This is a genomic window from Leptospira haakeii, assembly GCF_002812045.1.
Classification (GTDB): domain Bacteria; phylum Spirochaetota; class Leptospiria; order Leptospirales; family Leptospiraceae; genus Leptospira_B; species Leptospira_B haakeii.
On sequence record NZ_NPEG01000002.1, the window covers coordinates 397206 to 422020 of the forward strand.

General features: G+C 40.1%; 23 protein-coding genes. 11 read left to right on the plus strand and 12 right to left on the minus strand.

Annotated features, from left to right (window positions below):
* Complete coding sequence (gene ribH, locus CH377_RS07345; RefSeq protein ID WP_100723158.1) at window positions 1-462, minus strand: 6,7-dimethyl-8-ribityllumazine synthase; 462 nt, start codon at window positions 460-462, stop codon at window positions 1-3.
* Between the two features lie 47 nt (window positions 463-509).
* Here ribH and CH377_RS07350 point away from each other — a divergent pair, with 47 nt between their 5' ends.
* Window positions 510-1313 carry a tetratricopeptide repeat protein gene (locus tag CH377_RS07350; protein WP_100723159.1) on the plus strand — a complete coding sequence of 268 codons (804 nt, stop codon included), beginning with the start codon at window positions 510-512 and terminating at the stop codon, window positions 1311-1313.
* Here CH377_RS07350 and CH377_RS19685 read toward each other — a convergent pair.
* Window positions 1310-1480: a hypothetical protein gene (locus tag CH377_RS19685; protein ID WP_165780463.1), complete on the minus strand. Its 171-nt coding sequence runs from the start codon at window positions 1478-1480 to the stop codon at window positions 1310-1312. The genes CH377_RS07350 and CH377_RS19685 overlap by 4 nt on opposite strands.
* Before the next feature lie 73 nt (window positions 1481-1553).
* On the opposite strand from CH377_RS19685, the gene CH377_RS07355 reads away from it, so the two are divergent.
* Together CH377_RS07355 and CH377_RS07360 are read left to right on the plus strand one after the other, a co-directional pair.
* The gene (locus CH377_RS07355; protein ID WP_100723160.1) at window positions 1554-2132 is read left to right on the plus strand and encodes a hypothetical protein; all 579 of its coding nucleotides are present in this window, start codon (window positions 1554-1556) and stop codon (window positions 2130-2132) included.
* Window positions 2126-3460 carry a peptidoglycan recognition protein family protein gene (locus CH377_RS07360; RefSeq protein WP_100723161.1) on the plus strand — a complete coding sequence of 445 codons (1335 nt, stop codon included), beginning with the start codon at window positions 2126-2128 and terminating at the stop codon, window positions 3458-3460. The genes CH377_RS07355 and CH377_RS07360 overlap by 7 nt, the downstream gene beginning before the upstream one ends.
* Here CH377_RS07360 and CH377_RS07365 read toward each other — a convergent pair.
* Complete coding sequence (locus CH377_RS07365; RefSeq protein WP_100723162.1) at window positions 3441-4661, minus strand: helix-turn-helix domain-containing protein; 1221 nt, start codon at window positions 4659-4661, stop codon at window positions 3441-3443. The two genes, CH377_RS07360 and CH377_RS07365, sit on opposite strands and share 20 nt — an antisense overlap.
* 324 nt (window positions 4662-4985) lie before the next feature.
* On the opposite strand from CH377_RS07365, the gene CH377_RS07370 reads away from it, so the two are divergent.
* The gene (locus CH377_RS07370) at window positions 4986-7289 is read left to right on the plus strand and encodes a hypothetical protein (RefSeq protein WP_100723245.1); all 2304 of its coding nucleotides are present in this window, start codon (window positions 4986-4988) and stop codon (window positions 7287-7289) included.
* A 105-nt stretch (window positions 7290-7394) separates the two neighbouring features.
* On the opposite strand, the gene CH377_RS07375 is transcribed toward CH377_RS07370, so the two are convergent.
* The 3 genes from CH377_RS07375 to lon all read right to left on the minus strand — a co-directional run bounded on the left by CH377_RS07375 (window position 7395) and on the right by lon (window position 11710).
* Window positions 7395-7862 carry a Dps family protein gene (locus CH377_RS07375; RefSeq protein ID WP_016543993.1) on the minus strand — a complete coding sequence of 156 codons (468 nt, stop codon included), beginning with the start codon at window positions 7860-7862 and terminating at the stop codon, window positions 7395-7397.
* 176 nt (window positions 7863-8038) lie between these two features.
* Complete coding sequence (locus tag CH377_RS07380; protein ID WP_100723167.1) at window positions 8039-9154, minus strand: DegT/DnrJ/EryC1/StrS family aminotransferase; 1116 nt, start codon at window positions 9152-9154, stop codon at window positions 8039-8041.
* Window positions 9155-9250: 96 nt separating this feature from the next.
* Complete coding sequence (gene lon / locus CH377_RS07385; RefSeq protein ID WP_100723168.1) at window positions 9251-11710, minus strand: endopeptidase La; 2460 nt, start codon at window positions 11708-11710, stop codon at window positions 9251-9253.
* A gap of 177 nt (window positions 11711-11887) precedes the next feature.
* On the opposite strand from lon, the gene CH377_RS07390 reads away from it, so the two are divergent.
* Both CH377_RS07390 and CH377_RS07395 read left to right on the plus strand, forming a co-directional pair.
* Window positions 11888-13309 carry a pectin acetylesterase-family hydrolase gene (locus CH377_RS07390; RefSeq protein ID WP_100723169.1) on the plus strand — a complete coding sequence of 474 codons (1422 nt, stop codon included), beginning with the start codon at window positions 11888-11890 and terminating at the stop codon, window positions 13307-13309.
* Window positions 13310-13373: 64 nt separating this feature from the next.
* Complete coding sequence (locus tag CH377_RS07395) at window positions 13374-14894, plus strand: pectin acetylesterase-family hydrolase (protein WP_100723170.1); 1521 nt, start codon at window positions 13374-13376, stop codon at window positions 14892-14894.
* Window positions 14895-14898: 4 nt separating this feature from the next.
* Here the strand turns inward: CH377_RS07395 and CH377_RS07400 are convergent, their stop codons facing one another.
* Window positions 14899-15456, minus strand: a complete 558-nt coding sequence (locus CH377_RS07400) for an O-acetyl-ADP-ribose deacetylase (protein ID WP_100723171.1) — start codon at window positions 15454-15456, stop codon at window positions 14899-14901.
* 371 nt (window positions 15457-15827) lie between these two features.
* Here CH377_RS07400 and tmpT point away from each other — a divergent pair, with 371 nt between their 5' ends.
* The gene (tmpT, locus tag CH377_RS07405) at window positions 15828-16457 is read left to right on the plus strand and encodes a thiopurine S-methyltransferase (RefSeq protein ID WP_100723172.1); all 630 of its coding nucleotides are present in this window, start codon (window positions 15828-15830) and stop codon (window positions 16455-16457) included.
* A 50-nt stretch (window positions 16458-16507) separates the two neighbouring features.
* Here tmpT and CH377_RS07410 read toward each other — a convergent pair whose 3' ends face one another.
* Both CH377_RS07410 and CH377_RS07415 read right to left on the minus strand, forming a co-directional pair.
* Complete coding sequence (locus CH377_RS07410) at window positions 16508-16903, minus strand: DUF4345 domain-containing protein (protein WP_100723173.1); 396 nt, start codon at window positions 16901-16903, stop codon at window positions 16508-16510.
* A 42-nt stretch (window positions 16904-16945) separates the two neighbouring features.
* Entirely contained in the window at window positions 16946-18445 is a 1500-nt protein-coding gene (locus CH377_RS07415) for a hypothetical protein (protein ID WP_100723174.1), read from the minus strand.
* A 330-nt stretch (window positions 18446-18775) separates the two neighbouring features.
* Between CH377_RS07415 and CH377_RS07420 the strand changes: the two genes are divergently transcribed.
* A complete protein-coding gene (locus CH377_RS07420; protein WP_100723175.1) occupies window positions 18776-20488 on the plus strand; it encodes a methyl-accepting chemotaxis protein in 1713 nt (570 codons plus the stop codon).
* Here the strand turns inward: CH377_RS07420 and CH377_RS07425 are convergent.
* Together CH377_RS07425 and CH377_RS07430 are read right to left on the minus strand one after the other, a co-directional pair.
* A complete protein-coding gene (locus CH377_RS07425) occupies window positions 20485-21219 on the minus strand; it encodes a hypothetical protein (protein ID WP_100723176.1) in 735 nt (244 codons plus the stop codon). The two genes, CH377_RS07420 and CH377_RS07425, sit on opposite strands and share 4 nt — an antisense overlap.
* A 66-nt stretch (window positions 21220-21285) precedes the next feature.
* Window positions 21286-22320, minus strand: coding sequence for a zinc-binding dehydrogenase (locus CH377_RS07430; protein ID WP_100723177.1), 1035 nt, complete (start codon window positions 22318-22320; stop codon window positions 21286-21288).
* A 196-nt stretch (window positions 22321-22516) separates the two neighbouring features.
* On the opposite strand from CH377_RS07430, the gene CH377_RS07435 reads away from it, so the two are divergent.
* The 3 genes from CH377_RS07435 to CH377_RS07445 all read left to right on the plus strand — a co-directional run bounded on the left by CH377_RS07435 (window position 22517) and on the right by CH377_RS07445 (window position 24339).
* Window positions 22517-23095, plus strand: coding sequence for a PaaI family thioesterase (locus CH377_RS07435; protein ID WP_100710294.1), 579 nt, complete (start codon window positions 22517-22519; stop codon window positions 23093-23095).
* 76 nt (window positions 23096-23171) lie between these two features.
* Complete coding sequence (locus tag CH377_RS07440) at window positions 23172-23603, plus strand: MAPEG family protein (RefSeq protein WP_100723178.1); 432 nt, start codon at window positions 23172-23174, stop codon at window positions 23601-23603.
* A 118-nt stretch (window positions 23604-23721) separates the two neighbouring features.
* Entirely contained in the window at window positions 23722-24339 is a 618-nt protein-coding gene (locus tag CH377_RS07445; protein WP_100723179.1) for a glutathione S-transferase family protein, read from the plus strand.
* A 41-nt stretch (window positions 24340-24380) separates the two neighbouring features.
* On the opposite strand, the gene CH377_RS07450 is transcribed toward CH377_RS07445, so the two are convergent.
* Entirely contained in the window at window positions 24381-24764 is a 384-nt protein-coding gene (locus tag CH377_RS07450; protein WP_100723180.1) for a hypothetical protein, read from the minus strand.
* Window positions 24765-24815 lie beyond the last annotated feature (51 nt).

The following is a 24815-nucleotide window of genomic DNA, read 5'->3' on the forward strand; positions in this document are numbered from 1 at the left end:
TTAGAGAAGCTTAAGAAGATTTGTCATTTCCACCGCAGTCAGAGCAGCCTCATAGCCCTTATTACCTGCCTTGGTACCAGCTCTTTCGATGGCTTGCTCAATTGTATCCGTGGTCAAAACTCCGAAAATCACAGGCACTGAGTGTTGCACTCCAATAGAACCTACTTTTGCAGATTCTCCGGCAACAAAATCAAAATGAGCAGTAGCTCCTCGGATCACTGCGCCTAAACAAATGATGGAATCGTATTTTTTACTTTGAGCGGCTTTGGATACTACGATCGGAAGTTCATATGCTCCCGGGATCCTTACCACAGTAATATCTTTATCTTCGACTCCTGTCGCATGGAGTCCGTCTATCGAACCTTTCAAAAGGCTTTCGACTATAAATTCATTAAAACGGGAGACAACAATACAATGTTTTTGTCCCTTTCCGTCCAGCTTGGCTTTCAATTCTTGAGGCATCTGTTTCCTGGTTGCTTCTTATATCGAGAAAACACAAGTTACCCTGAGTGGCAACCGGAAAAGAAGCTTTCAAATCCAAATTCTGCATATTCCTGATCCTATTAGGAGTCCAGGTTTTCGCCTTCTCTTCCTGTGAGACCATCCGATCATTCTGGAAACCAAAAGACGCATTTATAAAAAGTTTAGATCTACCTGATTGGGTCCTTGAATCCTCTATCAAGTTACGAATATTCAATGATTCTCCCAATGTAATCAACCCCGAAGATGCAATGCCGGAAGATGATATCGCTTCTTACGGAAACCAACTCAGAGTTTTACTCGCAGTTTCACCTGCTGCGATGAGAGACATATATGAGATGGCAGGATGTTTGGACGGAAGTGATCTCATCAAAGTCCGCGGAAACAAAATGACGGATAGCGGAGAAGATATCTGGTTCGGAGTATGTAAGAGCGGAGCCCAGGACGCGATCGTATTCAGAGTATTGGAGATGGGAAATAACCAACTCTATTATTTATACGAAGAAGAGCTGATCAAAACCTGGGACGAATCCAAGAAGAACGCAAAAACAAATCCGGATAAATCTATGAGGCTCGCCACAAAGATCATAGAACATGAACCTGCTCATCCCGGTGCCAGAAGATTATTGGGAAGTTTATATTTAAAGACGGGATATTGTCCTGGAGCTGTTCGCAATTATAGGATCTATTTACGGATACTTCCCCACTCTGCAGAAAAATCTAAAATAGATTCCCTTCTTAAAAAAAGCTGCGGAGATACTTTGGTCCCTAAAAAACCCGAACCAAAAGAATTTTCGGATGAACTGCCTACGATAGAGGAATCAGCGCCTTAGTCTTTCACTCTAAGAACTAGAGTGATCTTGCCGTCTGCCTTTTCCACTACTTCGAAACCTTCTTCCCTAAGAGTTTTTTTGATCCGATAAAATCCAAGATTCACGACTTTAGGTGGGTCGGATTTGCGGGAAGAAGAAGTTAAATGTTTCGCAGAAGCATCCATCACTATTTAGTTTCGGCTCCGAGAAGGCCCGTCTTGACCTTGACAGAAAGAAAACCTTTTCCTAAATGAGAAAGAGATGAGGCGATTTCTTGCTCTCGTATTATTTTTAATCCTGTTGGCCTTAGGGGGCTCAGCCTTTTATTTTCAAGAATGGTTCGATTCTCCCGGATTCCGTTGGGTCATTTCAAAGTTTTCTTTTTGGGTCTTTCTATCCGTTCTGATACTTTCTGCCTTGGCAATGCTGCGGATTTTCAGAAGAGCTAAAAAGGCAATCCACACGCAAAGGCAGGCAATTGAAAAACATTTAAGCGGAATTTTAGAAGAGCTGGTCCAAGATTCCCAGGCATTAAGTGAATTCTTAAAGATAGACCTCCCTCAAATGGAAGAACGTATCAAGGTTTCGAAAGATAAACTCCCTAAAGAAATCTATTCTTCTTATACGGCGAATTGGACCAAGATCAGAACGGACGCAGAATCTTCTCTCAGAGATTTGGAAACACTTCCTTTAGAGCCGGACTTCGGAGAGGAAAAAAACCGAGCCGTCCCTGAATACAAGTATCTTCTGAACAAACACACTAAAGCGAAATCCATTTTGGAAAGAGTCAGATCGGACCTTTCTCTATTAAAAGAAAAACTAACGGAGAAAGGATGTTGAGAACTGCCCTTCTATTACTCACTACCTGTATTATATCTAGTTGTTCTTCCCTTCCGGAGACGAACTTTTCTATCGCAGAACTTGCTTCTCCTATCCATCCGATCTCTCAGTTATTGCCTAAAGATAAAAGTACAACTTCTCTTTCTATTCTTCGTAAAAAGACAAAGGTAAGCGGAATACTACTCCATCATACCAAGGGACTTTCCAGCGAAGACTATATTACAAAAAGTGCAAATTCCGGATGGTTAGTACATTATATAGTAGATAAAAAAGGCAAAATATACGGGGTAGAAGATCCCGGAACTTCTCTTATCAAAGCCGCGCCGAAAACAGACGCAAGTATGGTCCATATTTCTTGGGAAGGAGATAAGGAAGATATACTCAAACGTCCCGCTCAAAAAAAATCCTTATTATATGCTATCGCAAAAACTTCCCAAGAATTCGGGATACCAATTACAAATTTTGATGTGGGTTCCCGTTCCGGAATATTCACACATAGCCAGGCCAAAAAGAAATTCGGCGGTTTTTTAAATGGAAGCGATTGCGGAAATGAAAATGTCTTAAAAGCACTCCTGGAAGAATTAAAAGGTTCCTACTTCTCCGAAATGGAATGGAAGGATAGATATGGAGAATGGGTACTTCGAAAAGAAAAACCTTTTGTAGGACAAAACGGAGAAGTCAAAGAACCAAGTTACGATAAGGGAAGAAGTGTAACTCCTACTCCAAAAGCGGAACTGGATAGTATCGAAAAAACTGCAGATGGACTTCTTCCTGAAGAAAAAAGACTTAAATACAATTATAGAGGCGCAATCACCGCCGATTGTGTCGTATTACATTTTACTGCAATTAATGATTATGACGGAACTCTTAGAGTATTAGAAAAACGGAATTTAGCAGCCACATTCCTCGCGGATAAGGACGGAAAAATCTACCAATTGTTGGATTCTCCGCTTCATATGGCTGCGGCAGCTACGGGCACAAACCGAAATTGTTTCCAAATAGAGATCGTGGGCAAGGACACCGAGATGTTACTTGCAAACCCTGCACAGACTACTGCAGTTTCAAAACTTGTTCATGAGCTTTGCCAAAAATATCAGATCCCTTTGAATAACCAAAGAATCGAATCCCTAAAAGGAGTATTCTCCCATACTCAGGCTAAGAAAAAATGGGGAGGCTCTATCTTTTTGGATGCACAGGACTTTGATCCAGGCGAGCCATATATGAAAAAAGTAATAGAGACCTTGGGTGGGACTTACTATTCGGAAAAAGATTGGTACGATAGAAATGGAGAAGAATGGATACTTCTCTTTACCGATTTTCAGCCTTAATCGGGCGATTTTTTACGGAAATCCGGTCGCCATCGCCCAGTTCCACCATCCCTCCCAATCCTTTTCCCAGAGGAGGAACTCCAGTGCGGGCTGTATGTAAATTCTGTTTTTCAGGAATATCCGACTTCTTCTGACGAAGTTGAGTAGGAGTTTTTCCGGTCACCTTTCTGAACGCGTCATTAAAAGAGGATTTAGAATTGAATCCAACAAAATAGCAGATGGAAAGAATGTCCTGATCCAATTTTTCTTCCAGAAGTTTGACTGCTTCTTCTATCCTAAATCCGTTGATATAATTATGAAATCCCGTTTGCAGATGTTCATTTAAAAATTCAGTCAACTGATATGGTTTGATCCCCAAGTCTTCTGACAAAGAATGAAGAGTCAGCTCAGGATCTCTATACAGTTTATCTTCTCTCATCAATTCTTGGATCCTAAGCTCTAATAAGTTCAAATCCAAACCAATCAGAAGAGATTTTTCATACTTCTTCTTTCTCACCTCTCTAGTCAAAGGAGCAAAAAAGTCCGGATATCTAGAAGGAGCCAAAAATAGAAGAGTCACTATCCCTGTAACAAGAAGCCCACCCACTCTAAATAAAATATCCAGTCCGAACATGAATCCGAATACAAGCGAGTACATTGCAAATACCGTGATAGTCGCCAGAATAAAAATAAATCTTATCTGTGACTTTAACTCCGGAATAGAGATCACAGTTAATAACATTCTATATCTAAATCCGAAGTAAGCGGTAGTAAGTGCGGTTGTTAGAAAAAATCCCCAAGAAAGATAATGTTTATATCTAATATTCCTAAAGTCTCCCAAGTCGGAGATAATAGAATCCCAAGGTCTTCCGAAAAAAAGTAATTCACCTAACAAAAAGAGACCAGGCACAAGAAAGTGAAGTCGTATGTCCCTGTATAAAGTCTGATTTGGGTATATCAAAGAATGTGTATATAGCAAAGATAAGGGCCCGATAGCTGAAAAAGAAGTGAGTAATAAGAAGATTGCATGTGGATAAGTCCTGTCTATTTCCAAGACCACATTCGCAACTGTGAATAGTATGATCCCCAACGAAAGAAACAGAAGGGCTCCAATCCTGTCTTCTCTGCGTTTTATAGGTGGAATTAACTTTTGGACCACCAATAAAAAGGAAAGGCCACTTCCGAAGTAGAATAAAGGAGTTACCACTTCGGGATTTAACATAGGCGGTATATTAAGAAAATACCAAGGCTTGTCAAGTGTTCTCATCCAAATCAATGATTAGAACGATTTGAGATCCAATAAAATAAGTGAAAAATTTTTATTTCGAACACTTGCATTTTCCGTCCTTCTCAAGAACCGAACCCGCTCTTCTCTTATATTTTACTTATTTTCTAAATCATGATTTTTACACAACTGTTCGAATAATGAAACTCGAACGTTCGAATTCCGTGGTTCGGACGACCCGATTTTTATTATGGTGTATTCTTCTCCGCCAGAACTGATCCGGGATTTTTGTGTTCCGGACTAGGGAGCGGAAAAATGGAAATGCAAAGAATACGTGCCGCAAAACGTTATTTGCGGTACGCCTTGTTAGGAATGGCTGTATTAGCTGCGGGTTGCCCTGTAGGAATTTTTACAGAGTTCCCAAACCAGGAAGAAGTATGTAAATTTGATCCGATCCGAGAAGGAATTCGCGCAGTGTCCGCATCTTCTTTCCCGGAGCCGGTACTACAATCGGTGTTGGTAAATGGAAATCTTGTATGGCAGACTGTAACGGATGGGCCGGCGTACCCAACTCCTTCTTTAAGCCCCGGCCAAACCATCACACTTAGAGGAACAGGTTTCGGATCTGGACCAGAAATCGACTTTTCTAAAATTATGATCGGTAATACCAGAATTCTGGAAACCGATCTGAGAATGTTCCAGCAGAGATTGGACATCACCAAACAGGTGAACTTCGAAGTGGACGAACCTTTGGATAGTTGGAGCAAGTATATCCTAGCTTGGACAGATACCCAAATCCAATTCAAGGTACCGGAACATACAACCTCAGGTCCTCTCGTCGTTCAGATCCAAAAAAGAGTCGGATACAACGATTCTTTACTTCATCCAGGACAACCACATAACGTCATTGATGCGCAAACTCGACGAGTTACCGACGAAGATTTCAAACATAAATGCGACGTTGTTTCTATCTTAAGCAATGCGAAGGGAACAGTTCCTCTACAAGTAAATGTGAACAACCCTGGCTTTGCTTCCATAATAGCACTCGGCGAAAAGATTTTCTGGTCTTACGACTTCAATATCGGAGTAGCTCATGCGATCCGAAATTTGGATTGGAAGAAAATTTTCGCATACCAAGCAAAAGATCCTGTTACGGGATACACTGCGGACCCACTTCTTTTATTCGGTGCTTACCAAACAGTTTCAGGACAAGTTCCTTCCGCAGCGATCGACACCGTATACTTCGATCGTTACCCTCAACCTACTCCAATCCCTGGACTTTTGGGAGGAGACCAAAAATTTAAAGGGAACACTAAGAATAGTGGCTGGGCAGGTTATAGATATGCGGAAGCATCTCATCCATACACAGGTAACGGAGAATGGATTGGATTCAACTGCGCTTCCTGCCATGGATACAAGATCACTTATGAAGCTTCTCCCGGAAACACTGTAACAAAAGTGATACCTGGACTTCCGAACCCTAAATGGTCCATGAAATGGTCTCTATTGGGAGATTTTAAAGGAATCAAAGAAAGTGAACCGGGACCAAGTTTCGATTCTTCTGCTAAAGACGTGGATAAAACAATGTTGATCTACGTTATGCCTCAAGGAGCAGGTGAACACTCTTTGATCCGTATCAAAGGAGAAGGTAGCGAGACGGATAACGATTATGAGTTCTCTCCAATCGCAATTCCGAACGTTACCAATTATATGGGAGTTAGAAGATCCCTTTCTCATACAGAATCTTACGTAGGATTCGAAGGTTCTTATATCCATTCAGAAGAACCTGATGGAGCTACAGGTGCAATGTATGCGAAAGAACTACAAGCTCTTACTGCTTATATGACTAAGCTGGACCAAAACGATAAGGCTCTTAGACAAGTCGGGATGTATCGTTGGTTAAAATCCAAAGGTAAACTGATCGCTCAAGCTGGTGCAGATTCGGGAGAAGGGGCTTTCGTCCAAGCCGGATGGGAAAACCAACCAGGTGTTGCTGCTGCAGTTGCAAGAGGAAAAGCAACCTTCCAAAGAGATTGTGGATCTTGTCATAATGATAAAGTGGGTTTGAACTCGAACGAGAAGATGTTTAAAATAAACGAAGTCGGAAGATTTTTCGCACCGACCATTTATCATAAACAACAACAATCTATTCGAGCCACTTTCTTAAGAGATATGTATTGGGTGCAGCATAGAGGTTTATTGAGTGACGGTCACGTTCGTAACTTAGAAGACCTGGTCAATCCTGCTCGATGCACGGAAGGATCTGCTCTTTATAACCAGTACTATACTTTACACGCACCTGTTTCTCCTGCATTGGGCGGGCCGGATCATCCGGAACCTTATCCTCCTCAAAACAGGAAGTCGGACGTGTTTAGAGCATTTAAATCTCCCAATAATGACGCTGGAACAAAAAGAAACAGATTCATCGAAAGGCATAAATATTTCGTAACTGTTCCTTGGGATCCGGATTGGTACTATTGGGATTACCAGAAGATGAGAAGAGAATACGGTGTTCAAGAGTTGGGAACTTCCCAGCCTATCGGAATGCCTGCCGCTCCTCACCCATGGTGTTCTGCCTCTGCAACCGAGGTGGATGATCTAGTGGAGTATATCCTCACTCTCTAACTCTCTACGCCCGGGGAGAAAGATCGAATACCAGATCGATCTCTCCGGGTCCTTATTTCGGGGAACTCTCCCCGAAATATTTGTTTTTCAGAATATTCTAAAATTCTACTCCAACATACTTCTGAGCATCCAAGCAGTTTTCTCATGGATCTCCAATCTTTGGGTAAGAAGATCAGTAGTTACCTCATCCCCTCCCGAATCTGCAGAAGGAAGGATTGCTCTTGCGGTCCTAATCACTGCTTCATGTCCTTCTACAAGATTTTTTAGCATGTCTTCCGCTTTCGGAACTCCGTCTTCTTCCTTTAAAGAAGTTAAAGAGGAAAATGCTTTGTAGGTTCCAGGTGCCGGATAACCAAGGGAACGAATTCTTTCCGCAACCAGATCCAAAGCGTTCCAAAGTTCAGTGTATTGGGTCATGAACATCAAATGTAATGTATTAAATAAGGGTCCGGTAACATTCCAATGATAGTTGTGAGTCTTTAAATATAAAAAGTACGTATCTGCTAAAAGTTTTTGCAAGCCTTGGTTGATGGCCTCTCTATCCTTCTCCGGGATTCCTATATTCGGTTTCATACTTATCTCCTTTTTAGTTTGGTCAATTTAGAATCATTCTAAACTTAAATCTTAGACAGTGGCAATCTAATTTCTTTCGGAATAATGATGATTTTTTTCCGATTTTGGCGAGAAAGAAAATAAAAAAGCCGCTGTTTCCAGCGGCTTTTTTACATTTTTCAGACCATCTAAGGATCTTACTTTTTGTATTCTTTAATCGCAGCAAAAACCTCTTCCAGTTCGGAATCAGTCATGTAAGGAAATAAAGGAAAATTTAATATTGAATCACAGATCTTTCCGGTTCTATGTTCTTTTCCGAATTTACCTACGATATACGGTTTTGCTCCGGGTTGATCACTCATTGCCCCAGGATAAATAACCGCGAAACCGATCCCCTTTCCTTTTAAAACTTCTTGGATCTTCGGTCTTTCCGCAGGATCAAAAAGAGTAACGTTACAATATCCGTTTTCTTGAAAGTCTTTCGGAGGATGGATTACATTCACTCCTAAACTTGGAAGAACTTGGTAATATTTTTCAGCAGCCTTTCTGCGAGATGTTATCCTTGCATCTAAATAAGGAATATTCAAATTTAAGAATGCAGCCTGAAGAGTATCCATTCTGGAATTCCAACCCACATCTCCGTAACCGTAATGAGAAGTTCTTCCGTGGTTTCCGAGCATTCTTACTTTATTTGCAAGTTCTTCGTCGTTCGTGAAAACCGCTCCACCGTCTCCTGCCCCGCCTAAAACTTTTGCAGGATAGAAAGAAGTAGTGGTGATCAATGCGTCTTGGTAAATAGGTTTTCCTTTATACAAAACTCCGAAGGATTGAGCTCCATCCTCTAATAAGAAAACTCCTTTTTCCTTACAAAGTTTACGGTAATCTTCTAACTTGGAACTTCCCCAACCGTATAGGTGAACAATGATCGCTGCTTTGGGTTTTACTTCTTCGAGCGCTTTTTTGAATTCTTCGAAATCCATTTGCAGATCGTCTGGATTTGTATCTACTGTAGCAGGGTCAGCACCTACGTTTACCACTGATTCAAATGTTGCCCAGAAAGTAGAATCAGGAACTAATACCTTGTCTCCCTTTCCTACTCCTAAGGCTCTTAGCGCTAATTGAAGCGCGTCTGTTCCGTTTGCACATGCAATCGAATATTTGGTCCCGGCAGTTGTTGCCAGATTTTTTTCTAATAATGCGACTTCTTCTCCTCCGATAAAGGAGGCGTTCTTGCTGAGAGTTTTTACTTTATCTTCCCAAGCTTCTAGTAATCCCGGCTCGAATCTTTTAATATCTATGAAAGGTACGCCCATTATGGTCTCCTCCGAACAGCGTCGGAAACGGGTCCTAAAAAGCAAATTATTTTGATCTACTTAAGGACCCGTCATAATGGGGCAAATATAGAAGATTTACTTCTTCTTACGAGGTGCTGCCTTCTTCTTAGGAGAGACTTTTGTCTTCTTCGCCGCTACAACTTGTTCTGTTTTAGGTTTTAAAATCCCATCTATCGTTTTCGGTTCGAATAAAATTTTAGCAACCTCTTCGAATCTAGAAACTGGAAAGAATTCCATTCCCTTCTTCACATAATCAGGTATTTCGTCTAACTGAGGCCTATTATCCGAAGGAAAAATGATCTTATGGACTCCAACTCTTTTTGCTGCCACGATCTTTTCTCTCAAACCACCGATTGCTAAAACTTCTCCAGTAAGGGTTAATTCTCCAGTCATACCGAATCCAAGTTTGATCCTTTTGTTTAGTACCAAGGAAAGAATGGTCGTTGCCATTGTAATCCCTGCACTTGGTCCGTCTTTAGGAGTCGCACCGTCAGGAACATGAAGATGGATCGTTTTTTCTGTGAATAATTCTTCGCTACCTAATAGATTTTTAATATAGCTAAGAGCGATACTGGAAGATTCTTCCATGGATTTTCCGATCATTCCGGTAAGAAGTATCCCGCCTTTTCCTTTTACGAAAACTGCTTCGATTAGTAATGTCGCACCTCCTACAGAGGTCCAAGCAAGTCCTAAAGCTGTTCCAGGAACCGTAGGTTTGGTCATTCTATCATCCGTGTATTTAGGAACTCCTAGAAGTTTTTCCACATCGGAAGGTTCTATATGTTTCGGATATGACTCCCCTTTTACGATCTGCAGTGCGAGTTTTCTTGCCAATTTATCGGATTGTTTTTCAAGACCTCTCACTCCCGACTCTCTTGAATAATGATCGATCAGAGATACTACTGCCTTTTTATCTATTTGGATACCGTATGGTTCTATCCCGTTTTTCTCCAGGACCTTCTTCCATAGATGTTTATTAAAGATCTGGACTTTCTCATCCGTAATATAACCGGAAAGATTGATCACTTCCATACGATCTAAAAGTATTCTACTAATAGAATCCAAAGTGTTTGCTGTAGCAATGAAGAATACGGAAGAAAGATCAAATGGAAGATCCAAATAATGATCTCTAAAAGTTTTATTCTGTTCCGGGTCTAAAACTTCTAAGAGTGCAGCTGCAGGATCCCCTTGCATTCCAAGACCAAGTTTATCTATTTCATCCAAAAGAATTACCGAATCTTTTTCTTTAGTAATTCTTAATGCAGTGATGATCTTACCCGGCATTGCGCCAATATAAGTCCTACGATGCCCTTTTATCTCTGCCTCATCTCTCATTCCACCTACAGAAAATCTAAAAAACTTTCTGCCCATAGCTTCTGCGATAGATTTTGCGATAGAGGTTTTTCCTACTCCAGGAGGTCCTACTAAAAGAAGAATGGAACCTTTCTCAGTCGGCTTTAACTTCTTCACTGCTAAAAATTCTAAAATTCTTTCTTTTACATCATCTAACTTATAATGATCCCTATCCAAAGTTTTTCTGGCTTTTTCTAGATCAATCTCTCGAGAAGGAGCAGCCTCCCAAGGAAGACTTTCCATAATATCTAAATAATTTCGGATGACGTTATAATCTGCAGTGTTTTGATCCGTATAGAAGAACTTATCCATTTCACGTTCTACTTCTTCTATTACTTCCGGATCTGCAGGGATAACTTTAAGTCTTTCTAAGAATTTCTCATACTTCTTCTCGTATTTACCTTCTTTTTGACCGAGTTCAGCTTGGATGGCTTTCAATTGTTCTCTTAGGAAAAACTGTCTCTGCTGTTTATCAATTTTATCCTGGATATTTTCCTGGATCTCTCTCTGGAGGGAAACCAGATCGATTTCCTTTTTCAGATAGAGTAAAACTTTTTCGATCCTATCCTTTAGATTCACGGACTCTATTACGGATTGATAATCTTCCTTCTCTATATTCAAAATACTGCATACAAAGTCCGCCATCTTACCAGGTTCATTCACATTCAGCATTGTTAGTTTCATCTCTTCGGTAAAAAGAGGATTATTCTGAGCGAGTTCCCTTGTCATGATAAGCAAGGTTCTCATCATAGCTTTGATTGTATTTTTAGAAGCGCCTGGCTCTTCTTCCGGATAATTTACTTTTGCTATCAACAAAGGTTCTACGGAAGAAAAAGATTCTACCTTGAATCTGCGAACAGTATTGATAAGTATATTCACAGCACCGTCGGGAAGATTTACCTTCTTCAAGATCTTGGCAACGACTCCGTAATCGTAAATATTCTCTTCCGTTTTCTTTTCGTTCTCCTCATCCCTTAGGAGAACAAGTCCGATGAAAGAATTACCTTTTAAGGCTTCTTCGACAGCCTTTGCAAATTTTCCCCCTGGAACGATCAGAGGAGTAATGATCCCTGGAAATACCGGTCTGGTTTTGATAGGCACCAAGAATAATTCAGGGGGAAGAATGGAGTCTACCGGTATAATACTTCCTTCAACTTCTTCCAAATTATCAAAAAGATCCACGTTTCACCTTCGATTCAAAAAATAATCGGACTGATTCCAGTTTCTGGGTTCGCCCCTAGTACTCAAATCTTTCTTTTTCTTCGACAATGAAAAGGGCTTGAATCTTTAAAGAATTGCGTCAGTCTAAATGGAAAATATAAAACAATTCGACTGTTTTCTAGAACGGGGATGAAACGAATGCAGGCCAAAAACCTATCTCTTCTATTTATAGTTCCGATATTATTTTTTGTCGGGTGTAAAAAAGACGAACCGGACAATACAAAGGCTCTTACAGGCGCAGTTTTAGCAGAAGTTCTTTATAATCCTTACGAAAGGATCACACCTACAGACGGAACCATCTCCATACCGAACACAAATACCACTTATCAAAATAACAGGCCATATTTCCCGAAATGTTTCGGAAATGCCGGGAATACTAAGTTTTATTTTTTCAGAAAAACTGCTTCGGCAAATAATAAAAAATTGCTCATCAATTTTATGGGGGGAGGAGCCTGTTGGAGCAATAACAACTGCTTCGGAAAGAATACCACAACATTCTTCAATTTCCTAAATGATGTACCCGATCTATTCGTTAAGGTCGCTTTCCAGGGAATCCTGGATGCTGGAAATTCCTCTAATCCATTAAAAGATTATGATGTTCTATTTATTCCATATTGTACGGGAGATCTTCATATAGGTTCCAGCGATGTTACTTATGACGACCCATACGTTACGCCTGATCCTTCTACTTATAGTCATAGAGGACATGATAATGTTCTTTCGGTCTTAAAGTATATCCAGTCTAATTACACACAGGTAACTGACGTAGTAGTGGCAGGACAAAGTGCAGGAGGATACGGAGCAATATTAAATTATCCTCATATTCGCCAAGTATTCTCGGAAAGTGCAAAATTCCCAAGCTTCAACAAGATCAGCTTAGTGGCGGATGCTTCTAACGGAGCAGTGATCAATGGATTTTTCTCTGGCATTGTAAAAACAAAATGGGGAAGTGCACAGAATATGCCGGATTGGGCAGTAGGTGCCAGCTACTTAGATGGATCCCCTTCTATCCAGGATTATCTCAGTAAGATCACTACTAAATATCCGACTGATGTTGTGGGGCAATACACTGCAGCATTTGATTCTACCCAAAGATGGTTTTTCAATGTGATGGGAATTATAGCAGGACCTTCTTCTTATTCAGACTCCAGTTCTTATTTCGGACCAGGAGACGCTCGAGATGTAGCCGACCTTCCGAAGGACGCCTCCAATACCCCTTCCAATTGTAATTGGGCGATCAATGCGAATAATGCGATGAATGCTACAACGGGTTCTAAATACTATTTTTATAGAGCTCCTGGAGATATTCACACAATCACTACAAGCGATACGATGTATGGACTCGTAAGTAACGGAGTAAATTTTAATACATGGTTAAAATCAATCGTATCCAATGTAGGATCTCCTTCAATTGTAGATTGTTCTGACGGTTCAGGCTCTCATCCATGCACCGATAAAAATTTCGGGTCAAACTCCCTGAATGACACCCTAGGAAGAGCCACCTCCCAGGACTCGTTCGATAACGGGAAAGATCTTTACGAGACCTGCTTCGGTCCTTGACATTCTATAAACCAGGAATAAAATAGAGTCTATATCGCCTTTTTCAAGGCGATATCAGGCTTTTATGAAACTCCGACTGATAACGATTTGCTTATTATTCTTTCAAATATACTGCACGAAAGATAAAGACAATACCCAACAACTCCTTGCCACTGCAGCCATTGTAGATCTGGTTACAAGTCCGTTTACAAGGATCACTCCAAAGCCTGGAACATTTACTACCCAGGTGGATCATGGAGCCACGCCTTACACTTATACGGCAACCTTTGATCCGAAATGTAGTGGGACTGAAGGAAATGTGGATTTTTACTTCTTTAGAAAAACTGTAGCAGCGAATAATAAAAAACTTCTGATCAATTTTATGGGAGGAGGAGCTTGTTGGGACAATGCGAATTGTTTCGGAAGTAATACCGTCACTTATTTTAATCAGTTGAATGTAATCCCAGATTTTGCCTTAGACCTCATATTCAAGGGAGTCATAGACCAATCCGTGGCCGAGAACCCATTCAGGGATTATGATATTATTTTTGTGCCGTATTGTACCGGAGATCTACATATAGGAAGTAAGGACAAAACTTATACAAGTGGGACCATCAAACACCACGGTTATGATAATGTGATCTCTGTTCTGAAATTTATCCAAAGTTCTTATCCTCAACTGGACCGAGTTTTCGTGACCGGCCAGAGCGCGGGAGGTTACGGAGCTATATTAAATTATCCGATTATTAGAGAAACCGTAACCACAATAGATTCAGGTGCTCAAGTAAGAATGTTATCTGATGCTTCCAATGCAGTTGTGCCTACTGCCGCCTACGCCTTAAGTAATCCTGCGTTTTTTCCATTATTAGAAAGTTCTTGGGGAGTAGAAACAAATGGGATCGGAAGCGGAACCGGCTTTTCTAATTCGAATCTTCCGATTTGGGTGAATGGGATCAGCGCAAATTATACAACCGGTGGCTCACCTTCTATCAATGACTTCTTCAAAAAAGTAGCTACTGAATATCCAGGAGATGTTTTAGGGCAGTACACTGCATTATTCGATGGTAACCAAAGATTTTTTTATCATACGATGGGACAGATCAATAAGATCAATAATTCGGTTTTAACTTATTCGACTGCAACTACTCCTGATCCTTACCAAGCAGGAAAATCATATTCTGTCATTTACGGAGACAGCGACGGAAGTTCAGTCCCGGATGGAAGTTCTTCCAGTTCCAATGATTATACTACTTGTGATTGGTCCAAGCAGGCAGTTTCTAAAATGAAAGACGCGGCTACCAAAACCAACTATAGATATTATATTGGCCCTGGAGATGTTCATACGATCACTACTTATAATGATATGTATTCTTTAAATAGTGGAGGAGTTAATTTCGCCACATGGCTGAATACTTTGGCGAATGGAGCAAGCCCTCCGGCAAACGTTCAATGTAATGATTCTTCAGGATCTTGCGTGAATACGAATCTATTCGACAGCACAATCAATGGAAATTTTGGAGCGGCGATTTCGGACCAAGCTTATGGCTCTAATCCTAGATTGGATCTATATACTACCTGCGGAGAAGCGGCAGGAATAGGTCTTTAATATATTAGAAGGAAGAGATCCCTTCTTTAAAATTTACCCCGGACTGATTTAGGATTTCCTCATATAGATCCTTTGTTTCCTGATCGAAACATACGAAGATCAACTTCCTTGGGAACTGATCCTTATGCTCCAAAACAGTTCGGATCGCAATAGGGGCAGCCAATTCTTTTGGATAAGCATAAATCCCAGTGCTAATGCTTGGAACAGCAATCGATTCAAATGCACGATCCGAAGACAATTGTAGAACGTTCTTATAACAGGTTTCTAATAGAGAGGCTTCTTGATAATCTCCTCCCTTCCAAACAGGGCCGACTGCATGTATCACATACTTGGTAGGAAGTTGCCCTCCAGAAGTAAGAACACATTGACCAGTAGGAAGACCGTTCGGATATTTTTTGATCTTTAATATCCTGGATTCTTCCATGATCTTTGGGCCGCCCACCCTATGAATGGCACCGTCTACACCACCACCTCCTGCCAAGGAAGAATTGGCAGCATTTACTATCGCATCCGTTTGAATGGACGTGATATCACCTTTCCAAACAAAAATTTCCATCGACATTTAAAGAGACCAAAAACAATCCCCTTGCAAGTAGAATTTGTATTTTATTTTTATAATTCGTTTAATAATATAAAAATATATTGGCGGTTTGGCGAGAGAGGATAGGCCAAATACGGTAGTTCAGTAAAATTTTAGAATAAAATAATGGTTATTTTATAAAAGAGAGGGCTTGGCGAAGGTTCGGAGATACGATTGCATTTGCGAGCATGGGCGCAAGTTCGCACATGCGAACTGATTTTTCATCTTGCTTGACAACTATAATAATTTTTCAACCGGTCTCCCCGCCCCAATTTGTTGCAATCCATTCTAAAACAATTACCATTGGTTAGAACTCCTACAAATTTATTAAGTTCTAACTAGAGGGATCAGAAATGGAAAAAGACTTTTGGTTAAGTAGATGGAAAGAAAACAATATCCCTTTTCACGAAAGCGAAACAAACCCGCTTCTATTCAAATATTTTAAAGAACTTTCTTTGGCAAAAGATAGCCGCATTTTTATTCCATTATGCGGAAAAACATTGGATATAGCCTGGCTTCTTTCGAATGGATACAGAGTTGCGGGCGCGGAACTCGTCGAAATGGCAATCCAACAGCTATTCCAAGAATTAGGAGTAGAGCCGAAAATTTCCAAATTAGGTAAACTGATCCTGTATAGCGCGCCAGGTATTGATATTTTTGTAGGAGATATATTCGATTTATCTAAAGAAGTTTTGGGCCCTGTGGATGCTGTATATGATAGAGCTGCATTAGTGGCCCTTCCCCAAGAAACTAGAATTCGTTATTCTGTACATTTAACTCAAATCACGAATAGAGCTCCTCAACTACTGATTACATTCGAATATGACCAAACCAAAATGGCAGGTCCTCCTTTTTCTATCCCGACAGAAGAAGTTAACTTACATTATAAAAGTATATTTACTTTAAAGAATCTTTTAAGTCAGGAAATGGCAGGGGGATTAAAAGGGCATTCTGCAAAAGAGAATGTTTGGAAATTATCTTAAGAGAGGATAATGCTCGCATATAAAACATGCGAGCATTCAAAAATTGATCCTTATTGGATTTCTTTTCGCTTAGATTGGGCGATTACAAGAATGATAGGAAGTAATATCTCAGGAGTTAAATAACCGATCCAAAGTTCGGGAGGCTCAGGTAATCCAACGATAGAGATAGAATATATTCTTCCAAGCGCAGCAATAAATATACCCAAAGCAATCAGATAAACTAGAGTTTTTTGGATACGAATCGTATAAGCTGCCCAAAAACAAATCAATCCCATCGAAAAATAGATTCCGGCCATGAATCTATGTATATTATCCAACCTGGCGCTAACGCTAGGTTCTCCTAAATACATTTGTAAACTTCCGCCAAAAATTGCGATGGCTGCTGCTAAAAATAAACAGATCTGGACTACGCGGGTACTGATCGATACGGATTGATTTGTTTGCATAATTCTCACAATCGGATCGAATCAATCTCGATCCGTAAAGTGTTAAATTCCTTTTAATAATAGATCGATTGTTTTGGAGAGAACCGCTCTAATATCATCCTTCGCATCTTCACCCGGAAGAACCTTATGATTCCATATTTTCAAACCGAATCGGATGAAAAAATTATCTAAAAACTCGGTTTCTATATGAGTCTTCATAGTTGTTCTGGAAGAATCTCTGTCCCATCGTAGTACGATACTTGTTCCTTTTCCATTATTTGCTTTTACTAGAGTTTCCGTGAACTCATAGATAATGGACTGTAAATTTCCAGGAATGAATATATTGATCGCCCAAGAAGGTGCGAAATATCCGAAAGCACCACTCACATCGAACTCTTCTATTTTGGTTAATTTTAGATTCAAAATACCGGAAGTAGCAGTGTTGGAGAATCTTCCTAATAGCTGAACATCGTTGTTTTCGAGCATTAAACCGTAAAGGTTCGCTTCTAAACTTGCTTTCACGACGAAAGGAAATTCCGAAAGAGAACTAAGCGTAAAGGCTTCCTGAGGATAAAAATTTCCCTTAGTATCATAAGGAATCACTTTGCCGTTTAATGTGAAAAACTTGAAGCGGATCTCTCTCGTTTTGGATTCGATCGCAAATTCCGCCAAAGACCTTCCGGAAACATTGGTAATTCTTAATTTAATAAAACCTAAATATTTGATATCATCCAAATAATCGCCTAGATCCGGATAATCTCTCATCAAGGTTTGTTCAATATTCCCTTCGAATGCAAAAGCAGTAACTCCAGGAAGTTTCCCGTCTTGTTGGACCTTCAACAGGGAATCCAAACCGAAATAATAACCCATAAATTTTGCAAGCGCAGGAAATGATTCAGTGAAATCGTTGATTGCCTTTCTAGCTTCTGGGTCTTTAATTTTTTTGAAAGAAGTGGTCTCCGGTGCGTTGATAGATTTCAGATTATTCGCATCCAGAAAATGTAATCCGGAATCCATAGCACTCAATCCATGTTTATGAGTGAATGGTCCCATATGAGTTAGAACATCCAGATTTCCTGAGTAGGAATTCCCACCGTAAGTAGGATTAGGATTATGTTTTAAGGCAAACTCAGCAGTAAAGTCACCGAAACTAGGGATCGGAACTTCTTTCATACGTATGGTTTCAAGACTTACTTTATACCCGTCGTTAGCAAATCTTCCCCTATAGGTAACATAATGTTGCCCGTTCTCATCCTTATTCATGTATTCAGAATTAAAAAGATTTTTTAATTCGAATCTTTCCAAGGAACGGTCCAGGTATTTATGAAAACCTTCCGCTCTTCCGTCGTACTTGTTTTTGATGATTGCAGTTTTCAAAAATTGGAAGAACTGTCTGGAGATATTTCTTCCATCCGGACCGATAGAATCCGGAATTTGTTTCAAAGAAAACGCTGCGGATAAGGACAGTGCTGATCCACTGATCGCAAGCATTAGGATCAATAAACGGAGTAGCAGTTTCCCGGATGTTTTTTCTCTTTCTATTTTTTGTTTCAGAAGGCTCATTACCGCCTCTCCCTTTTTATAACGTTCGTATTATATAAAGCCAGGGGGCTTGATCTCCGACATTAGTCGTCATTCCGGTACTGTCAAGTCTATAGCAATCGCTACAATAATCTAAACCGGGGTAAATCAGATAACTAACAGTTGTTTCACTAAGGTAAATTCTATTTCGTATACGTAAGATAGATTTTGTATAGAGAAGAAGAAAAAATCATCCCCTAGGAAATAAATTCTCCTGACAGACTTCAATCTTCTCATTTAGTAAGTGGAAGCGTTCTAATTTGCTCGATTTAAATTGCGTTCTATGTTACACTCCCCGGCCGGAGTGTTTTCATGAAATGGTATTTACGACTAAGTCTAAAATCTAAACTTGCGATCTTATTCTCTTCTGTATTAATTCCTTTTTTAATTATATTGGCGCTTTCTCTCATCAATTCCGCTTCTAGAATCAAGGACATAGAAAGTATCCGAAACGATAGATTAATTCCGTTAAAACAGTTAAAAACAATCTCTGACCATTATGCAATTTCAATCGTAGACTGTGTTCATAAGACAAGAAGTGGTGCCTTCACATACGAAGAAGGGATACAAAACCTTGACAAGGCAATGAAAGATATCAAGTCGGAATGGAATACTTATCTCCAAACATACTTGGTCCCAGAAGAAACCGTCCTTATCGAAAAATTAAAACCCTTATTTGAAGAAGCAGATAAGAGTGTAGAAGAAGCGAGAGCTCTTATGATCGCTAAAGACAAACTAGGTTTGGGAGATTTTGCGGACAATAAGATGTATTCTAAGATAGATCCGGTAGCAGGCAATATCGAAAAGTTGATCTCGGTCCAGCTTATGATCTCCGAAAGGATTTATCAAAGAGCGGAGACTGAGTATGCGTTTAGTCTGGCACTTTTCCTTTTTATCTCAGCGATCACTCTTGCATATATCCTATACGCCTCCATTAAATTTTCGATCCGACTTGTAAAGGGATTGAATCGAGTAAGGAATTCCATTCGAGATGCGGATTTTAGTAATCCGATAGAAGTAGAAGAAGATATTTTAAATCTAGACGAACTTTACCTTCTATCTTTGGTATTCCGAAATTTTCAAAGTAAGGTCAAGGAGATGCTTTCATCGATCCTTACTTTTTCGGAATCTATCTTAGTCGCCGCGGAACAACTTTCTAAATCCAGTGACTATCTTTCCGAAAATGCCCAGACCGAATCAGCTTCAGTAGAACAAATTTCCGCATCTGTCGAAGAGATTAGTGCAGGTATGGAACAGGTAACTACAAATGCAGAAGGTCAGTATAAGTTGATACTTTCTTTCTCCGGAGAAATGAAAGAGTTAGACGGTCTGATCACTCAGGTAGGAGATTCAGTTTCTGATTCTTTAGGAAAAATTTCGGATATGTATTCCAAAACGGAAGCCGGTAAAAAAACGATGGGGAGCCTCTCCGAGAGTATGATAAAAATCGAATCAAGTTCGGGAGAAATGAGATCCATCACCGCTATCATCCAAGAGATTTCCGAAAAAGTAAACCTTCTCGCATTAAACGCTGCGATAGAAGCCGCAAGAGCAGGAGAACATGGAAAAGGATTTGCGGTAGTTGCAACCGAGATCACAAGGCTCGCAGAACAGACCGATCAAAGTACTAAAACAATCGAAAGTCTGATCCGAACCAGTAATCAGGAAATTGAATCAGGCAAAAACTTCGTGGATAGTTGTGTGAAAGTTTATGCGGAAATCCTAGAAGGCCTTTCCTTTATAAAACTTTCTTCTGATAATATAGTCTCTACAATGAAGGTCCAACAAGAGAAGAAGTCGACGATCATCACTGCCGTCAATGAAGTGGATTCCAAATCGGAAGAGATCCGAACCTCCGTTAAAGAACAAAAGGTGGCGATAGCTGAAACTGCAAATGCAGTTTCGAATATTTCTGTAACTGTCCAGAATAGTGCTGCAAACTCGGAAGAGATCGCAGGAAGTGCAACCGGACTTTTAAATATCGCAAAAAGTTTAAGAGATACTATGAGCTTCTTAAAAGCTTAAACGTTATCAGGACCTTCGGTGGTTTTCTTCTCAGTGCGAACCAAATAATAAGTCGGATATTGTAAAAAGATATCCGAGGTAAGCATAAAGAAGAAGATCACGATCAATAAGACTTGCCCGAATATAGAAACCATCATTTCTTCCGAATTAGAAATAAGAGAAACCAAAAGATCCGGAACAAACATGATCACGAAAGGTGTCCATGCTGCGACTATATAATCGGAACGTTTGACTACGTTCGGTAATTCTTTCAATCCTTGGATTAAACTTAATTTTGCAAAAAGTGCAGGCAGGATCAGGTGAAGAATAAGTCCTAATACGAATGCAAATATCAGATAGAATCTGACGAATTCTGCAGGAAGAGGAGTGCTTGGCTCAGTACTTTGTTTCTTTAGAAACTCCTGTAATTGTGTTCCTAAAAGAGGTTCTATCAATCTAGCTACGATCAAAAAGAAAAGTATCAAAAATAAAGCTAAGGTAAGTAAGAATATAAAGTATTTGGGAAACTCTATAGGCTTTTCCGGGTCCATTCCGGATCGGATCACAAATCCGTTTACCACATAAGTTCCGAATAATCCTAAAATGATCAGAACTCCGCCCAACGCAACCGCTCCTCCTGCTTGCATTGCAGGAATTGCACTAAATACTAATAAAAATAAAACGGATCGGACAAGTACGATGAATCGAATTTGTCCTCTGGAAAGTACGTACTGTAAGTATTCTTTAAACATCAGCTATCTATCTGTTAGGATTTAAGAACCGGATACGATAGCAAGCAAAGTTCGTTTCTGGAATAATTAAGGAGAGATCACAAATCGGATCGGATTTCCTTTCCTGTCTTCCAGATCTTCTAAACTTCGGTTAATGTCCTCTAATTTCCTCACATCCGTAATCGATCTACTTAGGTTCAGTTTTCCCTGCACATAAAGATCTATCAATTCAGGGATGGCCCTTCTGTCCGAACCATAAGAACCTGCAACAGTGATCTGTTTTTCAATGATGGAGAATGGGATAGAAAACTTCAAGGGTTCTCTTCCTATTCCTACCAGGACCATTCTTCCTCCAGGATTCATTGCGCGAAGTGACTCTTCTATATTTGTCATCCTTCCTGAAAAGTCTGCGAGAAGATCCACTCCTCCTTTGCAAATTTCCTTTAAGGTTTTACCCGGATTTTTGATTTCTCTTAAATTTACTACTTCGTCTGCACCGTAAGCTCTAGCATTTTCTAAGGCGCCATTGTCCACATCCAAAGCGATTACTTTACCTTTGGTAAGAGCCCTCGCAATTACTACTCCATGAATTCCAAGTCCACCACATCCGAAAACGGCAACATTGTCTCCGTCTTGTATCTTTCCTCTAAACTTGATAGCGTTATAAGGTGTGGAAACTGCGTCGGCCAAGATCGCTCCTTGTTCAAAAGGAACCGAATCAGGCAAGGGATAAAGATAACGTTCTTCTACTATATTATATTCTGCAAAACTACCTTCTCTATCAAAACCGAATACTCCGATCTCTTTGCAAAGATTTTCTCTTCCCGCAAGACAATGAGCGCATACACCGCAGCTAGTTCCTGCAGCGATCACTACTCTATCCCCTTTTTTTATACGAGTGACTTTTTCTCCCACTTCTTCCACTACACCGGAAGCTTCATGTCCAGGGATTTGAGGATAATGTTTACACTTTAAGGTTCCATGTAATACTAAATGTAGATCCGAACCGCAGATTCCGCAAGCTTTGATCCTTACCTTAGCTTGTTCTGGTCCAAGTTGAGGGATAGGAACCTCTTTGATGATCAAATTTCTTTTTCCGGATTCTAATACTGCGGCCTTCATCGTGAACTCCTCGACGGAAATGAGATTATAAACTGGCAGGAATCGGTCAAGGGATTTGAAGAAGAATTTCGGACTTCTTCCCTTTCAGTTCGGGAGCAAAACAAATACACTGTTCGTTACAGTCTTATCTCGAATTTCGTCCTTGTTAGAGAACTTTAAGATTTTTCCATGGTAGTTGAAAAGATAATATAAACAGATGACTGCGGAAGACATTTATAAACATATCAAAGCCAGCCAGAATGGACAAGACTGGCATCATAAGAACTGTTTCGGTTGTGGACCGGAAAATAAAAGAGGCTTACACGCAAGCTTTCCTTTTCATGAACCAAGTGGAGAAGTCCGTTTCGCTTGGACCATTGAAAAAGATTTTGAAGGAGCTCCCGGTTATGCCCATGGAGGAGCGCTCGCTACTCTATTGGACGAAGCACAAGGTGTTTTATGTTTTCATTTAGGTCATTTCGTGATGACCGACCAATTGTATATGCGTTATTATAAGGCATGCCCTTTGGGAGAGGAATTAGAGGTCCGCTGCTGGGTCACCATGGTCAGACGCAGAAGACTTTACACGAAAGGAACTGTACATCTGAAAAAGACGGGGGAACTTCTTCTTTCCTCTAAAGCCCGTTGGTATGATATGCCTGATCGAGTTTTTTCAAGAATGTTCCAGGGCACCGCGTTTCCTGTGGATATCATCCTGAAAGTTTTAGAAGAGAACCAAAAACGAGGAAAAGAAATCAGGAAACGACTCAAAAAAGAGAAACTGAAATCCGAGTAAGTTTATTTTTTGCTCGCATTAATCCGATTCAAGTTCGATTCTATGCTCCGTCAATCTTTGCATTTAGGAGTGTAGAATGGAATCTTCTTGGCAGGTCTTTGCGGTCGTTTCAGTAATTCTATTTTTAAAATTACTTTCCACTTCCATCGTTCAAGGTTTGGTCAGGATCAAAACCAAAACATTCCGCTGGAAAGAAGATGCAGAATTTTTCACAAATTCATTTCCGGCCACTGACGATCATACGATAGTCGCAACTGCAAACGGGGTATTCAGGAACGATCTGGAGAATATTCCAATTTTCTTATTCTTACTGATTGGATATATCCACACATATAGCTGGCATGAGGGAGCAATCATCTATTCCGGAATATTTATAGCATCCAGGATACTTCATGCGATTTTCTATTTTCTTCATAAACAACCTTGGAGAAATATAGTATACGATTTGGGAATTTTGAGCATGCTCCTTCTATCCGGACATATCATTCATTCTGTATTTTTTGCCTGATCTCTAAAATTCTTTGCAAAAATGAAAAGGATTTACTCCAAAAGAATTCCAGTGAGAGTCTAAAAATTATCGCCCATATCATATCCGGATCTTTCCGGCCGAATCATAGGAGAATCATTTGATCGAATTATACACTGCGGGGACGCCTAACGGAAAAAAAGCTTCCATCATGCTGGAAGAATTAGGGATCCCTTATACAGTACATCCAATCGACTTCAGCAAATTAGAACAAAAAGAAGAATGGTATTTAAAAATTAACCCGAATGGCAGAATACCCGCCATCGTAGATAAAGAAAATGGGGATTTTCCAGTTTTTGAATCGGGAGCCATTCTGATCTATCTCGCAGAAAAATACGGAAAATTTTTACCTAAAGACCCGAAAGAAAGATCCATCGCTATACAGTGGCTCATGTTCCAAATGGGTGGAGTCGGCCCAATGCAAGGCCAGGCAAATCATTTCGTTAAGTTTGCACCGGAAAAAATTCCTTATGCAATGAACCGTTATGTGGATGAAACAAAACGTCTATATTCCGTTTTAGAAAGACGACTTAAAGAATCGGAATACCTTGCCGGAAGCGAATTGAGTATCGCAGATATCGCCACTTGGCCTTGGGTCAAAGCAAGATCCTATATTGATCTTTCCTTGGATGATTATCCAAAACTAAAAGTATGGGAAGAAAAACTGGGAGCAAGACCAGCTTTCATCAAAGGAAGCGAAGTTCCTAAAAAATCCTAAAGTAGAAAAGCCGCTTTCTAAAGAGAGCGGCTTTTTAATATTTAAGCGTGCTTATCTATCGCTGCCCCAATCGCTGCAGATACAAATAAGATCTGCACATAACGAAGACCGATCTGAACAAAATAATCACTCACACTCATTCCGCTTAAAGGAAGAAGGATCACAAAATCCAAGATCCAATTCTCGATCAGCCAAATCGCTCCGATAAATAGAAAGGTTTTAAACGCAGGCCTTGGGACTCTTTTAGAAAGTAGAAATAGAAGATAAGAACCTGTTGCAGTTCCTACAAGAAGCATGACCGTTTTGAAAGTGAACATATCCACCAGAAGTTTTCTTTCCGGGGAGAAGAAGCCCATAGCCACCACAAAAGGTACTAACCAAACCAAAAAACCGAAACTAAGCACTCTAACCAAAATGTTTTTCATTCAGGAACCTATATATGTTTTCTTTAAAGAGTAAACTGATCTTTGGAAGGA